The sequence below is a fragment of the Larkinella insperata genome (genome assembly GCF_026248825.1).
Lineage (GTDB): Bacteria > Bacteroidota > Bacteroidia > Cytophagales > Spirosomataceae > Larkinella > Larkinella insperata.
The window spans coordinates 2957958-2973845 of the sequence record NZ_CP110973.1 but is presented as its reverse complement, the minus strand read 5'-3'; the positions used below and the strand labels follow the sequence as shown (position 1 = coordinate 2973845).

Below are 15888 nucleotides of genomic sequence, written 5' to 3'. Positions count from 1 at the left end.
AAAACGTTATGATTACGACTCCCTACGTTTATCAGCAGGAAGAAAAAGAACCTGACCTGCAGCTAATCCTCTTCCGGTATTTAAAGAACTGGAAGTGGTTTCTCCTCTCGCTTGTTGTTGCGCTTGCACTTGGGTACGCTTACATTCTTTATCAGGTACCTATCTTCAAAGTACAGAGCAGTATTTTGATTAAGGATGAGAAGAAAGGAATCTCGGCAGACAACATCATGAAAGAGATGGATCTCTTTACGGACTCGAAAGTTGTCGAAAATGAGATCGAGATTCTGAAATCCTATACCATTATGGAGAAGGTAAACGATGCCCTGGCGCTTGATGTTACCTACTTTCATGATACGCCCCTGGGCGAACGTGAGATCTACAAAGATTCTCCTTTCCGTCTGGTGATTGAGCAATCGAACTCGTTGTTGTATGAAGAACCACTGACGATTACGTTTGTTACTCCGAATACCGTTAAGATTGGCGATAAAATCTATCCCGTTAACCAGAGTCTAAACACGGATTATGGCCGGATCCGGATTTTCCCAAAAGCAACGGCGGGACTTGATACGATACCGGTTATCGTACACGTAGCTCCGAAACAGGAAGTTATTCAGAGCTACGTCGAAGATCTGAAAGTAGAAGCTACCAGTAAGCAATCAACGGTTTTGATACTCAGCCTCGAAACGGCCGTTCCGGAAAAAGGACGTAACATTCTTGATAAGATTATTGAAGAATACAACGACGCTGCATTGAAAGATAAAAACCTGGTAGCTTCCAATACGCTTGACTTTATTGAAGAACGTCTTCAACTGATCTCTGGTGAATTGGCAACCGTGGAAAAAGATGTGGAAGTTTACAAATCCGCTCAGGGTATTACGGATATCAGTACCGAGTCGCAGATTTTCCTGCAAAGTGTTCAACAGAACGATGCTCAGCTGAGTCAGGTTAACATTCAATTGGGTGCACTGGAAGATGTAGAACGCTATATTCATCGGAAAAATGGAGAAAGTGGTTCGGCCCCCTCTACCTTGGGCTTAAGTGATCCTACTTTATTGGGGCTGATTACAAAAGTGTCGGAATTGGAGCTCCAGCGTGAACATATGGCTAAAACAACTTCCGAGAACAACCCCCTTCTGCGTTCTTTGGATGATCAGATTCGTTCTACTAAGGCCAATATTGATGGAAATATCCAGACAATGAAAAATATTCTGATGGGAACCCGGCAGAGATTGTTGGCTCACAACCAGAAGTTTGAAACAATGATTCGGTCAGTTCCCCGCAAGGAACGAGCTTTATTAGATATTACCCGTCAGCAAGCTATCAAAAACAATCTGTATACTTACTTGCTTGCAAAACGGGAAGAGACAGCGCTCTCCTACGCATCAACGATAGCAGACAGCCGGACTATTGACCGAGCAAGAAGCACTAGTAAGCCCATCAAGCCTAAAAAAGCACTGGTCTTTTTACTATTCGGAGTTTTTGGTCTTATGATTCCGGTTGGTGTACTCGCCGGCCGTGATATGCTGAACAACCGGATTAGCAAACGCACAGATATTGAGGAACTGACCAAAACACCTATTATTGGCGAAATCGCTTATGCAAAGCATAAATTCCCGATGGTTGTTACGTCCAATAGCCGATCAATTGTTGCGGAACAAGTACGTGCCCTGCGTACCAACTTGCAATTCCTTCGTTCCAACAATGAGAGTTTGGCGATTCTGTTCACGTCCAGTATGAGTGGTGAAGGTAAGTCGTTCATCTCACTGAACCTTGGTGCCAGCTTAGCCTTAATTGATCGTCCAACGGTAATTCTGGAGATGGATTTGCGTCGTCCGAAATTGCATTCCATGCTCAACATGCCAAACACGGTTGGGCTTAGCAACTTCCTTGTTGGTCAGGTATCTTTGGATGAGATTATTCAGCCAGTTCCGGGTATGGACAACTATTTCATCTTAACCAGTGGTCCCATTCCGCCAAACCCGGCAGAGCTATTAGTTAGCGATAAAGTGGAAGAGCTATTCCAACAGTTACGCGAACGGTTCCAGTACATTATTGTGGACTCTCCTCCGATTGGTCTGGTTACAGATGCACAGATCCTGGCCGACAAAACAGATGCAACGATGTACGTCGTCCGACACGAGGTGACACCGAAACAGCACCTGAAGATGGTAGATGTTATGTACAAAGAGCAACGGTTCCGAAAGCTAAGTCTTGTTTTAAACTCCATCCAGGAGAGTGGTGCTTACGGCTACGGTTATGGGTATGGCTATGGATACGGCTATGGTTATGGAGCCGGTGGGTATTATGAACAAGATACCGTTAAAAAGAAATCCTTTTTGAAACGTCTGTTACCAGGAAGCTAAGTTACTTAGCCATTTACTCAACGAACGTTAAGGCAGCTTACTGACCGATATAAAAACCGGTCAGTAAGAACTTTGCCAAACCGCCCCAATCACTCAACCTGGAAGCGTTATGATTAACTTATTACAACCAAATTCTTCGTACTATGTAGTCAGTGAGACTACTGCGAAGAAATCTCAACCAGCGGTAAAACGATGCTTCGATATCATCGTATCTCTTCTAGTTGCAATATTTATTCTTTCGTGGCTTTTACCTTTAATTGGGATTTTGATAAGATTAGAGTCAAAAGGTCCTGTATTGTTTGTTCAGCTACGATCAGGAATTAATGGGCGGCCTTTCCCCTGCTTGAAGTTTCGGACAATGAGGCATCAGAAAAATGCTTCCTTTAAACAAGCCACACAAAACGATATCCGGGTAACCAAAATTGGCCGGATACTCCGTAAAACTAATATGGACGAACTTCCTCAGGTACTGAATGTACTAGCGGGCCATATGAGTATAGTAGGCCCACGTCCTCACCCAATCCCGCTCGACGTACAATACCTACCGTTAATACCTGAATACAAACATCGGTTTGCGGTAAAACCAGGCATCACTGGATTAGCTCAATCAAAAGGATTTCGCGGTGAAACTGCAGAACTGAACCAGATGCGTCACCGAGTCCGCTATGATGTCTGGTATACGAAATATGCCTCTCTTTCTCTAGATATCAAAATATGTTGGTGGACTATTGAGAAAATGGTTAAGGGTAATAAGAACGCCTGGTGATAATAAATATAAGTGAGCTAACATGTTCTGTCAAAGGCTATTTGTGGAAAATATATACGCTTTAAAAGGATTAGATATCGTAATAGGTCATTCTGAACGGATTTACCTATCTGGTGAATACATTGGACTTGTGTTTGATACAATCCATAAACAATAACTTCAGATTGACAGATGCAAATGGTTACAGCAACCTTTAAAAATGAAAGTACAAAATATGTTCTTAAAGAGAACATAATATATTTATTATCAAAAGTATTTTCAGGAATACTTAGCTTACTGGCTTTATCATTAATAAGTTATTATTACTCAGATGTTGAATACGGCTCATTCTCTCTAATCGTTGCTAATGCTAACATATTAACAATTACATTCTTTTATTGTATTAAACTTTACTACGTAAGGTTTAACAAAAATAAAATATTCCATATTCAATTTAAAGAAATTGACTCACTAGTAAATCTTATATCAATAATTTTACTATCAATAAGCCTCATCTTTATAAAAATAGATATAAGTTATATTATAAGCGCCATTTTAGCCATCCTTCAGATAAAATTTGAACTGTACCAAGAAAAACAAAGAGCCGAATTTAAGGCTTTGAAGTATCTAATACTTAATATATCTAAGTCAACTTTATATATTTTATTAATTTGGGCTATAAGATCTTTGAATATCGCTGGTAACTTTCAGCTAGTTTTTACATATATCACACCTTTGCTTGCTTTGTATACTATAAATTTTAATAAGTTCTCTTTCAACATAAAATTTGATTTTGAAAAAATAAAGAGAATTTACCTTTACGGTTATGTGTTCGTTTTTACACCAGTCTCTAACGCTTTACTCTACAACTATTATAGAAATTTAATAAACATAAAATTAGGAGCAGAGAATCTAGGCGGATTCGCTTATGTAAGTGATATATGTGAAAATACAGTTCTAGCTGCCATGATGGCAATCAACTTGAGCGGTTATCCCAGATTGATAAAACATTACGAAGAAAAGAATGATGAGCAATTTGAAAAGCAAAGCAAATTAAATTTAAGTTTTCAATTAGTAATTATTTTGACAATTCTAATAGTGTACAACACATTGATGCCTTTTATTGGAGGAAAAATATTTTATAACAGCTATCTTACGTATATAAATAATTTGTTCCTATTAATCTTGGCAGGTTCTTTTATGAAAGGATTAAAGTATTATTACATCGATCAATACTTACTAATATTTACAAATAAATCCATAAATGTTATTGCAACCACTTTATATCTATTGATCTCATATTTTACCTTACCTATACTAATTGATAAATATAAAATTTATGGAGCAACATATTCCTTTATATTAAGTAACACGATTTACTTCTTATCAGCTTTTATTCTTTTTAAAATTAAATACAATAGATGGCTTTTAAATTATAAATATTTTTTACTATGCCTATGTATTATCACCAATATGTTATATTTTGGCAACAGCTTACTGTTATATATTTTTACTCTTATCGTCTTAATATTAATTACTAAAAAATGAATATTGGCATATTCTTGCAGGACTTAAAAAGTGGAGGTGCAGAAAAAATAATGGTTGAATACGCAAACTACTTAGCTAGACATACAACTGACAATGTATTCTTGATACTTGTAAGACGCGTAGGCCCATACCAAGCTTTAATTGACAAGAATGTCAAAGTTATATACTTAGATAAAAGCAAAACGCTATACTCTGGTTTTTCATTAGCTAGACAGTTAATATTAAATGATATTGACTACTTATATACCACTCTTGTTAATATAAATGTTTTATCTTTAATAGTAGGAAAAATAACCGGCACAAAAATCATAATTAGAGAAGCGAACACTATAAACGAACAAAAGCGAAAAGAAAAAAGATTTTTCATAAAAATAGCTAACTCTTTATCTAGATACTTGTACAATTGGTGTTACAAATGCATTGCAATTTCAAAATCAGTAAAACTAGATCTTGTTAAGCATACCAATTGCGACGAAACGAAAGTCCATGTAATATACAATCCAATCATCATTAAGGATATTTTAAATTCAGAGTACAAACTAGATTCTACATCTTTCCATATTGGATTTGTATCAAGGTTAACTTACCAAAAGAATATAAAAACGATCTGTAACATTGTCGAAGTGTATTTAAAGAAAAAAAGAAATATCACCTTTCACTTTTTCGGAGAAGGCGATACATCTGACTTGGAAAAACTGATTGAAAAGTATGACGCAAAAAGTAAAATAGTATTGCATGGCTTCGTCTTATCCTACTATTCATACATCAAATATATGAATTTATTCATACACATTCCATTCTGGGAGGGTTTAGGAAACAGTGTATTAGAAGTTTATAATTCTGGTATTCCGATGATATTGAGCGACATCAATTCTGGTTTTTCAGAATTAATATTGAAAGACAGTAATAACGTTCACTATGTAGATCCCATTGATACTACTTCAATTATTAAAATAATTGAATCTTATTTAGATAATCAGATCTATATATCGAAAGATCGGAAGCCTTTAAAAATAACCAGAGATGAAATATACACCTTATACAGAAGTCTTGCAATATAGAGGACCTAATCCGTTTCGGACAATACTAAATGATATTCTTATTATTAGCTATCTGCTGCTGATAACCAATGCCTTCTTTGCCCCAGTTTTATTCAATTACGAACAAGATGAAGTAGAAAACTCCTTCTTCTTTAAAATATTAAAGTACATAATTTTACTAATATTCATCACAATAAATAAAAAACCCTCATTATCGATTAGTAATCTTTCACTAGGCAATAGGCTTTTCTTCTTAATCTCTATATTTTACTGCTTCTCATTTATTTGGTCAGAAGCAAAGCTTGAAACGCTTACTAGTGCAATACAATTTGTCTTTTTTGTATATTTTTGTTACAATATTTCTAAAAATAAGAATGTAGATTTAATAAAAATATTAAAGTATTATGTAATATTCGTACTATTAGCTTCATACTTATTCTATTTTTTTGTACCTAGTCTAGGCAGAATGACAGGCTTCCATCATGGGTTGGCTAGAGGAGTGTTTTTACATAAAAATGTCTTAGGAACCATCCTGACGACTATACTTCCTGTCTTTTTATGTAATTTAAAAAGCGTAAAAAATTGTATCTTTGTTGTGATAACACTTTCTCTAATTTATTTATCTGGCTCTTCTGCATCATTAATAACGAGTACAGTTATATTTTCGCTCAGTTTATTCATAAAAAAGATAGGTACTAAGAAATTGACAATACTTCTTATTATGCTTTTTACTTTTTCCATATTGCTATACAATAATTACTATGATATTTTCTTCAAAATGCTTGGTAAATCAGAAGATTTAACTGGCCGAGTAAAGCTTTGGGAGAATCTATCTGACGCCATTTACCAGAAACCTTTTTTTGGCTGGGGATATTGGGGATTTTGGAAGAGCTCTGCAAAGATGAACGTCTTTTCTGATATGGATTGGGTAACAGGCAAAGCTCACAATGCTTTTTTAGATATATTACTTTCAGGTGGCTTGACCCTATTGGTTTTAAGTTTAGTGTTATTGATATATATATTTATGAATATATTAAAAACTGATGACAAGAATATAAGAGCTTTTGGTATACTAACTTTTATATCTACATTTATACTATGCTTGACAGAAATAAGCTTGCTCCAACATAATTCAATAAACTTGCTCATTTTATGCTGGTTGATGAACTATAATAATCAAATTTATAAAATTCAGCCAGGGAACACTTTAAATCTTGAGAATACAATTAACGCTATATGAGACTTTTAATTATCGGACAATACCCTCCCCCAATTACTGGACAGAACTTACAAATCAAAAAAATACTAAATGTACTCTCCAAGAACAACCTTGATCATGAATTCATACGTCTAGACTTCACAGAAAAGTCTAGCGACTATAGTAAATTTTCTTTAAAGAAAGTTTTTCGTTTACTCAAAATCTTGTTCAAGATCTTGAAGTGTCTTATAATTTATAGGCCAGATTATATATATTACCCTCCTGCAGGTCCTTTCAAAGTTCCCATGTATAGGGACTTTATTTTATTGTTTCCAATTCGTTTATTGAACAAAAAAATAATTTTTAGATTTCATGCAGGTGGTTTAAGTGATCTATATCCTGATCTAAGTTCTCTTAATAAGAGGATTTATAGATTCACTTATTTTAATGCTAATTACTCTTTATGTATGAGTTTAGAAGGAACGAAAGATCCCACCTTCTTGAAATCTGAAAATATCATAATCATACCTAATGGAGTAAAAGGTGGTGTCTTTCAATCAAAAAAGAAGAAGGAAAAATTCAATGTTTTGTTTGTTGGCTTATGCAAAGAGAGTAAGGGGATAATTACTTATATTAATGTACTAAGGAGATCGCGTGAAGTAAACTCAAATATTATTGGAACTGTAATTGGTGATATCCACTCTGAAAAAGAAAGAAGCTATATTAACTCAGCGGTTGAGGCAGGAATAATTAATTATGAGGGAGTGAAGTCGGGTCCTGAAAAAGTATCCGCATTTAAAGATTCAGATTTACTTTTATTTCCGACATTTTATGAATCGGAAAATTTTCCGACTGTTATCATTGAGGCATTTTCTTATGGTCTTCCAGTCATCTCAACGAACTGGAGGGGGGTAAAAGATCAAGTTATTAACGGTCATACTGGATTTCTACATGATATTCATGACATAGATGGGATGGTTAAATCTTTACTTCAGATTTCTTCAGATTTCAATTTGTATGAAAGTATGTCAAGTAATGCTAGGGCCGAATACCAAGCTAAATACACGATAGAACAATTTGACAATAACTTTTTAGCCTTTTTCAATTCGTTAAAATAGTAATAATACAAGTTATGCATAAAAGTATTAGGAATGATTTATATCGGTATACTGGTAAGGAAGATCTAAAAACTTTAATTTCTACTTTTTGGAAATCACCGGGCTTTAGATTTACATTTTTCTTCCGATTAAGCCAATTGACCACAAAGAGGTCTATATATAGGATAATATTAAAAATTTTTTATAGAAGATATTTTTTTAGATATGGAATTCAGCTTCCTCTCTCGGTAAAAGTAGGAGGGGGTTTGATGTTACCACATTTCGGTGGCATTGTAGTAAATTCAAAAGCAAAAATTGGTAATAACTGTAATATACTACAAGGAGTCACCATTGGTAATGCAAAAAGAGGAAAGTTAAAAGGTGCTCCAACAATCGGCAATTGTGTATACATAGGCCCAAACGCACTTATTATTGGTAATATTACAATAGGTGATAACGTACTAATTGCAGGAAATTCTTATGTAAATTTTGATGTTCCCTCCAATAGTATTGTTATAGGAAATCCAGGCAATATTATTAGCAATGAAAATGCAACTAAAGGTTATATTGAAAATATAGTTATTTCTGCATTTGTTCCTCGGTAGAGTTTCGAACTTCGTAGTTCCAACCTAGTACACATCCTTAATTAGTTTCGTAAAGATCCACTTTGGGGTTCTCCCCTAAAGCGTACCACTCTGAGGTCCTCCCGAAAAGCGTACCGCTCAAAGATTGAGGATCGGACGTTCATTTGTTTGTTTTCCTTCTCCTTTCCAACCTCATCCGGGGTTAATCCACCGAGCGAGCTGTGAGGTCGAAAACTATTATATTCTTGCCGCCAGTATTCAATTTTTTGGCGGGCATCTTCCAATGATAAGAACCAGTGCGCGTTCAAACATTCATCCCTGAAACTACCATTGAAAGATTTAATAAAGGGGTTGTCAGTCGGTTTGCCAGGACGCGAAAAGTCTAACGTCACTTTGTTGTCATACGCCCATTTGTCTAAGGCTTTGAAAATAAATTCGCTGCCATTGTCGACCGCCGGGCGGCCCCGTTGAATGCGTTCAGGAACAGTTAAATATAACGATTGCAACTGACTCATCACAGCTACCACATCCTCGGATCTTAAAGACTGACCAACATGAATCGCCAAGCACTGACGACTATAGTTATCCACTACAGTTAAAGACCGAATTTTGCGGCCGTCAAAGAGCTGATCGGCGACGAAATTCATGCTCCAGCATTGATGGATACTGGAGAGTTGAGGGCGTTCCAAACGGTGTGCAGCCGCTCGGTTACGACGAGGACGCTTGCTTCTGAGATGCAATCCTTCCTCACAGTATACTCTATATACCCTTTTGTGGTTATCCCGCCAACCTTCTCGGCGCAGCAGCACATAAATCCGCTGATAACCGTACCGAACTTGTACCTGGGCAATTTCTTTGATTCGTTTTCGAATCACGGAGTCATCTCGACGACGAGACTTATAGTGTAAAGAGGATCGACGGAACTGAATAACAGAGCATGCACGACGAACCGAGACCCGATAGTTCTCTATTAAACTTGTGGCCAGTTTTCTTTGCTGGACCGCCGGGCGGCCCCGTGGCCTTGGAGCTTTTTTTTGAGCACATCCTGAAGCATTTGCTTGTCTAGGCTCAGGTCTGCAACCAACTGCTTTAGCTGCTGATTCTCCTCTTCAAGCTGACGAAGTCGGCGCAGTTCAGGCACTTCTAAACCACCATATTTTTTTCTTCCAGTATAAAAAGTGGCTTCACTGATGCCCATCTTACGGCACACTTCGGCGACGGCTGTGCCAGTCTCAGCTTGGCGAAGCGCAAAGACAATTTGGGCTTCGGTGAACTTGGACAGTCGGCCGCTCATATCTTTATCTTAGGTTGATTGTGTTCGAAAAAGTGCAATTTTCGAATAAGAACTGACTCGGGTTGCTAGTATCTCGCGTCGGCCGCTGAGACACCCTTGAGTGATCTTGAACAGGCTGCTTGCGCTGGCTCCCTGGGCACTTTCCAAAAGCTCCGACAGTACCCATAGACGCGGTTACAAACCGTTATCTGCCATCGATGTGCCAGAGCCAGGAAAGTCGTCAGTTGATCATTATTCACTTTTTATCCCCTTTGTTTATGAGTTCTTTTCTGCGCTATTGTGTAGGTTTGGACATCAGCAAAGATAAGCTCCAAGTCTGCTTGTCGATTATTGATCAGACCGGACGTGTAAGCGTCAAGGCTACCACCAAAGTGGCCAACAAGCCCATCGGCTTTGCTAGCCTATTAACTTGGGTGAGTCGCCATTGCAAGTTCAACTTGCCCTTGACCTACCTGATGGAATCGACCGGCGTTTACCACGAAGCCGTCGCCTGGTATCTCCACCAGCATGATCAATCAGTAAGTATTTTACTGCCCAATAAGGCTAAATACTATCTTAAGAGCCTGGGCTATAAGTCGAAGAATGACAAAATCGACGCTCAAGGGCTTTCTCGGATGGGCCTGGAGCAGCAGCTTCCTATCTGGAAACCCCTCTCCAAAAACCTTTATGCCCTTCGCTTACTGACTCGCCAACACCAGCGCTTACAGGAACTGCGGACTCAGTCCACTAATCAGCAGCATTCCCTGGAATATAGCGCCTTCGATAATGGCTTTATCGCCAAGCAGCTTATCAACCTGGTCAAGGTCTATGACCAGCAGTTAACTGCCCTGGAAGCCGCTATTGCTCAACTTATTGCTGAAGATTCGGTGCTCAAGCCCCGCATTGAGCAGCTTGTTCGGATCAAAGGCCTTGCCCTGTTATCGGTGTCCGTGCTAGTGGCTGAAACCAACGGCTTCGAAGGTTTCACCAACCAGCGGCACTTGGTCAGTTATGCGGGTTACGATGTAGGAGAGAACCAATCGGGCAACCATTCGGGTAAAACACGCATTTCCAAGAAAGGTAACAGTCGACTTCGTCGCATCCTGCATCTGCCTGCTTTCAATGCGGTTCGCTTCAACGAACCGACCTGCAAAGCTCTCTACGAATGCGTTTATGAGCGAACAGGCATCAAGATGAAAGCTTACGTGGCTGTTCAGAAGCGCTTGCTGCTGATGGCCTATGCCTTGTGGCGTCACGGGGGCGATTACGACCCTTTATATTTATTGAACCGAGCTGGCGGAGACAAAAAAATAGTCCCGACCAGCGGGACTACACAGGATCAACTGACGCAAGCCGAGTTGTCCTACTTGTAGACCAAAGATATGAAAAATCCTACTTCAAAACTTGCTTTTGACGACAGTACCAGCCGTCTTTTTCATAGCGATTTCCGATTGTTTAAGTTATCAAAATCGCCAGATTCTCTACTTTATATTGGAACGCTTTTCCGGGGGGACGTCAGGACGTCAAACACTTGCTCAACTCTCAATTATATTTGGAGACCGATTGAAACTGAGTTTATAAGGCACTTGACACACTTGTTGTAATACATCCTACTCAATTTTTAGTATCTTATTCCTTTGCCTTCCAATTAATTTTCAAACTATCTGTTTTATTAAAACGATACTTCGGTCCATTGATCAAATCTATTTTGTTATCATCAACCGTCATCATCGAAGATGATTGATCAAAAAAAATTCCACAATTGAGTGCGCCTATGGCACTCTCGGATCGTACTATATTATGAATATGATTCCCCTTTATTATACAACCCGGTTGTTTACCTAGCGTATATATACCTCCTCCATCTGCTAAATCTTCCATTACATTATAAATCTGATTATAGGTCACTTTGTTATCTTTTGTAAAATTAGCAGATTTAGTCCAAGTCCAGCCAATACTAATACCAGAGTATGGAAAATTATATATCGTATTGTGCGTGACTAAATTTGAATTAGCTTGCATGATAGCGATCGCCACGCTTGAAGGATGTACTTTACCACCATTGTAAATTTTACAATTTTTAATAATATTTTTATAAGGGGAATTAGACCAAGGTACATTTTTCATAACAGGATCCTTTTCATTAAAGCCTATTAATACTCCGCCTCCGCCAACATCCTGAATTACACATTTACTCAGTATAATATCATTAGAACCTTTACCAATATTTACAGCGTAAGAACCTAAATTCGAAAACTTACAGTCCTCAAATTTACAATTTTCAGCATACGATATGGAAATGGCTTGACCACAGTCAGGTGCTGTTTGTGCAGAAGCATATCCATCACTAAATTTCAACCAAGGATTCTCTTTTACTAACTTATACTTTACTTTCTCATTTAAATCATTTATACCTAGCGAATAACTTGAATGTTTAAACTCTATCCCTTTGAAAGTTAAGTTTTCAACATACTTTTTACTATACGAATTTCCAGCAATACTAATTATTTGATTTAATATAGGGACATAAAAGTCTTCCTCATTTGGATTTTCACCTTCATGAGCAAGATACCACAGTTCTTTCTTCTTACTATTGTAATACCATTCACCTGGCTCATCAAACACTTTACTATTATTCTCAATACGGTATCTGTTGTTGTCACTAAAAAAGCCTACTGGATATCTAGAAGGAGATGTAAAATAGATACATTTATTAATGTTATCTAATCTCAAGACTTTATGCCAAGAGCATTCCCAACTGTGGTAAACTATTATTTCAGTATCATCATCAAAATAAAAGCTATCTAAATCTGAACCTTTATAGGCAAACCCACAGAATGCTTCTATGTCAGTACGTCTCATACTATCAATAGAAGAAAAATCAAACCGTGAAAAACGCTTAGTAAATTTTGTTAAAGGGCCCTTCGTATATAAATCCTTGGATGCCGCCCTTTTTAACCTTTTGTTGTTAGCAAACAGCTGACGAATAGATTCAGTAGTTTGCCCCATATATGATAAATCAAGCTTCCATAGATTAGAAGTTGGAAATGGCTTATTCCAAATCTTCGGCAATAGTTTGCCTCCACTGACTACAACTTTTCCGCCATTAAACGCGATGTACTCTATTATCTTACCTTCCTTACCGCCATCATCATGTCTAAAAACTATAGTAGAATCAATAAAATAATGACCTTCTAACAGATACACTTTTACATTGTGAAATCCATTCAAACTTTTGACTGCACTCTGAGCTCTTCTGATAGTTGCGAATGGACTATTTTTAGTACCCGAATTTGAATCTAATCCATTAGTTGAGACGTAAAATGTCTTTACTTCATCATAGTTATCAAACAAAATGGTTAATACAAACAACAAAAATTCGAAAAATTTTACCATAAAAATTTTGCACTTCTTATCCGACTATTATATCATCAAAGTCTCATGTAAATTATAGTCCGAAACCCATCCATACTTTACTCAAATTTCTAAAATATATACGTAGGTGTAAGGCTTGATACTTACATCAAGCCTTACACCTACGTATATATTTTAGAAAACAGCCTCCGCAACATTTTTCTTCTTATTCTCTAAATACCACTCAACAAATTTGCTAATCCCATCCTTGACCTTTGTATTAGGACGATAGTCGAACAACTCAGCCGCTCTAGAGATATCTGCATAGGTTTTGTCTACATCACCCATCTGAGAAGGCATCCAATTTATTTTAGCCTCTTTTCTAAGGCTCTTTTCAATATAATAAATCAAATCTTTAAGCTTAGTAGTTTCAGACTCACCTAAATTTAAAATCTCGTACTTAAATTCTTTCTTTGAAACATTAACCAACCCCTGTATTATATCATCTATATATGTATAATCTCGTTCTGTGCTTCCATCACCGAAGGCTGGAATTGGCAATCCGTTATCTATCATATTCGTAAATTTATGAATAGCCATTTCTGGACGTTGTCTAGGACCATAAACAGTGAAGAATCTAATACAAGCTACATTTAAGTTATAGAGGTGGTGAGCGACATAGCATACTAATTCACCAGCTCTTTTACTTGCTGCGTAAGGAGAAATAGGCAATTCCACCGGATCAGATTCGCTAAAAGGAACTTTACTATTGCTTCCATATACTGATGAAGAAGATGCAAATATTAGCCGATTAACATTATGCTTCACCATTGCATTGATAACATTTTGAGTGCCATTGATGTTTGCTTCATAGTATTCATTAGGGCACTGTATTGATGGTCTCACTCCAGCTTTAGCTGCTAGATGAAATACGACATCTATCCTATTATTTTTAAAAAGGTCATCTAAAAAGTCTTGGTCATTTATATTACCCTCTATCAAAGAAAAATTTGTTTTTTTTCTGACAACCGACAAATTTCCTTCCTTAATTCTCCTATCATAGTATGGATCAAAGTTATCGATACATATTACTTCATTACCAGCCTCGGCAAGCAAAGCTTCACAAAGATGAGAGCCAATAAACCCAGCTCCACCTGTAACAATAAAACGTTTCATAAATTGTTGAGTTTGAATATTCGAAAGCTAATAAAACCTCTTCGGGGCTACAATGGAAATTGTTAAAGGTCCAAGTGCTTTTTAAAACTTATCCACACTCCTAAAGAATTTTTATACAAATTCCCGTTATCAAGTGAGACGGAGCTTATTAGCTCTGTTCCTCTTAGCCAATTTGTATTCCACAATAATGAAGCTACCCCTGAAAACTGATTGACAGACCTGCCAAATGGGTTTCGGTAAGTCCCATAATTTTGACTCAATGACAAACGAGTTTGGAAGCTTAAATTTGATCCTAACTCCCCTTCCATACCTAAGTAAAAAACTTTTACTCGATTGTTAACAACAGTTAATCTGTACTTACCTGGCCTATTTTGCCAAATAGATTCCACTTCCTGCTGGCGGCTAATGAATGGAGTCCCTAAGATAGATCCTGAGTGTGTCCATCCATCTTTGTATTGAAAATTATTAAAATAATCATCTATACCCTGGTATTGTGCATACTTTGTCTCCATTGTATGACCGCTTTGATTCATAGTGGTCAAATATTCAATTAATAACTTATTTATTTTGAAGGCATATTTAGAAGTAATGGATCTACGTTTAAACTGGATGCCATATAAACCATCCGGTAAATTCATCAAAGCAATCCCTGACTTATCTTCAAAAGGATGTTGATGATAAAGTAAAACAGTCAATGGCTTACTCTTTATTTCAGCTCCTATATCCAAAGAGCCAACATGGTTCCCGAACTGATTAACTCTATCATGGAAGGATACTTGGCTGGTCTGGCTAGGCTGCTTGGATATAATTACATGAAGGAAGTCTCTGAATGACGATGGCAACTGGCCATTAACGGAACTTCCTGCACCCAAATATCGAGACCTTCCTCCCCATTGTACATTGTGCAAAATACCTCCATAAAATTTAACTTTCCAATTTGGCTTTCCTATTCGCCCGTATAAAGCTTTCTGATGTAAGAAAGATCTTTTTATTGAATCAGTATTGGTAAACCAACCATGTGCAAAGAATGCATTGATGGCAATTAGACCTTTCGTAAAGTGTATGGGAACGAAATCTTGTGTACCAAATTCGATTTTAGAAATGGGCAAGGCATTACTCGACCATGAGTAAGATCCACTTGAAAGTGTACTATCAGCCAGACCAAATATCCTTCTTCTACGACCAACAACTAATTCCCAATGTGCTTTATCAACTTTTATAAAAGCTTCTGGAAATATAGCTCTGTTTACTGCTCCCACATTACCGGCTAATTCGATACCGTATTTAATGAGCCAACTTTCGCACACAGTATCCTTATGAATGGTCCCTGCACTTGCCAATCTAATAATTCCAACTGGTGCATTGAAAGGTACGACTCCAAATTGATTAACCCTAAACCAGAAAGGCATTCGTTGGGTCGAAGTGGCTATAGCACCAAATTCAGTGGTAAAACGGGCCTTGTGTGCCCACTTCTGTTGAGCATACAGGTTGCGCTGAATAAGCAGTACAG

Annotated in this window: 11 protein-coding genes and 1 pseudogene; 8 read left to right on the top strand and 4 right to left on the bottom strand. The window is 37.3% G+C overall.

Annotated elements, in window-relative coordinates; translation table 11 throughout:
• The first annotated feature begins 8 nt into the window (after window positions 1-8).
• The 7 genes from OQ371_RS12050 (at window position 9) to OQ371_RS12020 (ending at window position 8596) form a co-directional block, all read left to right on the top strand.
• Window positions 9-2363 carry a GumC family protein gene (locus OQ371_RS12050; protein WP_265994017.1) on the top strand — a complete coding sequence of 785 codons (2355 nt, stop codon included), beginning with the start codon at window positions 9-11 and terminating at the stop codon, window positions 2361-2363.
• A 109-nt stretch (window positions 2364-2472) separates the two neighbouring features.
• Window positions 2473-3129: a sugar transferase gene (locus tag OQ371_RS12045; RefSeq protein WP_265994016.1), complete on the top strand. Its 657-nt coding sequence runs from the start codon at window positions 2473-2475 to the stop codon at window positions 3127-3129.
• A 171-nt stretch (window positions 3130-3300) separates the two neighbouring features.
• The gene (locus OQ371_RS12040) at window positions 3301-4656 is read left to right on the top strand and encodes a polysaccharide biosynthesis protein (protein ID WP_265994015.1); all 1356 of its coding nucleotides are present in this window, start codon (window positions 3301-3303) and stop codon (window positions 4654-4656) included.
• Window positions 4653-5717 (top strand): glycosyltransferase, encoded by a 1065-nt coding sequence (locus OQ371_RS12035; RefSeq protein ID WP_265994014.1) that lies wholly within the window; start codon window positions 4653-4655, stop codon window positions 5715-5717. The genes OQ371_RS12040 and OQ371_RS12035 overlap by 4 nt, the downstream gene beginning before the upstream one ends.
• Window positions 5680-6936: an O-antigen ligase family protein gene (locus OQ371_RS12030; RefSeq protein WP_265994013.1), complete on the top strand. Its 1257-nt coding sequence runs from the start codon at window positions 5680-5682 to the stop codon at window positions 6934-6936. Before OQ371_RS12035 ends, OQ371_RS12030 begins: the two co-directional genes overlap by 38 nt.
• A 425-nt stretch (window positions 6937-7361) precedes the next feature.
• Window positions 7362-8012: a glycosyltransferase family 4 protein gene (locus OQ371_RS12025; RefSeq protein ID WP_265994012.1), complete on the top strand. Its 651-nt coding sequence runs from the start codon at window positions 7362-7364 to the stop codon at window positions 8010-8012.
• A 14-nt stretch (window positions 8013-8026) separates the two neighbouring features.
• Complete coding sequence (locus tag OQ371_RS12020) at window positions 8027-8596, top strand: serine O-acetyltransferase (RefSeq protein WP_265994011.1); 570 nt, start codon at window positions 8027-8029, stop codon at window positions 8594-8596.
• Between the two features lie 161 nt (window positions 8597-8757).
• Here OQ371_RS12020 and OQ371_RS12015 read toward each other — a convergent pair.
• Window positions 8758-9869: pseudogene (locus OQ371_RS12015) on the bottom strand (IS3 family transposase); the annotation flags it as partial.
• A gap of 257 nt (window positions 9870-10126) precedes the next feature.
• Between OQ371_RS12015 and OQ371_RS12010 the strand changes: the two are divergent.
• Entirely contained in the window at window positions 10127-11221 is a 1095-nt protein-coding gene (locus OQ371_RS12010) for an IS110 family transposase (RefSeq protein WP_265994010.1), read from the top strand.
• 256 nt (window positions 11222-11477) lie between these two features.
• On the opposite strand, the gene OQ371_RS12005 is transcribed toward OQ371_RS12010, so the two are convergent.
• From OQ371_RS12005 to OQ371_RS11995, 3 genes are all read right to left on the bottom strand, one after another.
• Window positions 11478-13244 carry a right-handed parallel beta-helix repeat-containing protein gene (locus OQ371_RS12005; RefSeq protein ID WP_265994009.1) on the bottom strand — a complete coding sequence of 589 codons (1767 nt, stop codon included), beginning with the start codon at window positions 13242-13244 and terminating at the stop codon, window positions 11478-11480.
• A 153-nt stretch (window positions 13245-13397) separates the two neighbouring features.
• On the bottom strand, window positions 13398-14378 hold the full coding sequence (locus OQ371_RS12000) for an NAD-dependent epimerase/dehydratase family protein (RefSeq protein WP_265994008.1): 981 nt from the start codon (window positions 14376-14378) through the stop codon (window positions 13398-13400).
• A gap of 62 nt (window positions 14379-14440) precedes the next feature.
• On the bottom strand, window positions 14441-15787 hold the full coding sequence (locus tag OQ371_RS11995; protein ID WP_265994007.1) for a capsule assembly Wzi family protein: 1347 nt from the start codon (window positions 15785-15787) through the stop codon (window positions 14441-14443).
• Window positions 15788-15888: the final 101 nt, after the last annotated feature.

Bases quoted from the DNA above. Each gene is read 5' to 3' on its own strand.
- OQ371_RS12045 (WP_265994016.1), top strand. From the start codon at position 2,473: ATGATTAACTTATTACAACCAAATTCTTCGTACTATGTAGTCAGTGAG.
- OQ371_RS12040 (WP_265994015.1), top strand. From the start codon at position 3,301: ATGCAAATGGTTACAGCAACCTTTAAAAATGAAAGTACAAAATATGTT.
- OQ371_RS12050 (WP_265994017.1), top strand. From the start codon at position 9: ATGATTACGACTCCCTACGTTTATCAGCAGGAAGAAAAAGAACCTGAC.
- OQ371_RS12030 (WP_265994013.1), top strand. From the start codon at position 5,680: ATGAAATATACACCTTATACAGAAGTCTTGCAATATAGAGGACCTAAT.
- OQ371_RS11995 (WP_265994007.1), bottom strand. From the start codon at position 15,787: ATGCCTTTCTGGTTTAGGGTTAATCAATTTGGAGTCGTACCTTTCAAT.
- OQ371_RS12035 (WP_265994014.1), top strand. From the start codon at position 4,653: ATGAATATTGGCATATTCTTGCAGGACTTAAAAAGTGGAGGTGCAGAA.
- OQ371_RS12020 (WP_265994011.1), top strand. From the start codon at position 8,027: ATGCATAAAAGTATTAGGAATGATTTATATCGGTATACTGGTAAGGAA.
- OQ371_RS12005 (WP_265994009.1), bottom strand. From the start codon at position 13,244: ATGGTAAAATTTTTCGAATTTTTGTTGTTTGTATTAACCATTTTGTTT.
- OQ371_RS12000 (WP_265994008.1), bottom strand. From the start codon at position 14,378: ATGAAACGTTTTATTGTTACAGGTGGAGCTGGGTTTATTGGCTCTCAT.
- OQ371_RS12010 (WP_265994010.1), top strand. From the start codon at position 10,127: ATGAGTTCTTTTCTGCGCTATTGTGTAGGTTTGGACATCAGCAAAGAT.
- OQ371_RS12025 (WP_265994012.1), top strand. From the start codon at position 7,362: ATGAGTTTAGAAGGAACGAAAGATCCCACCTTCTTGAAATCTGAAAAT.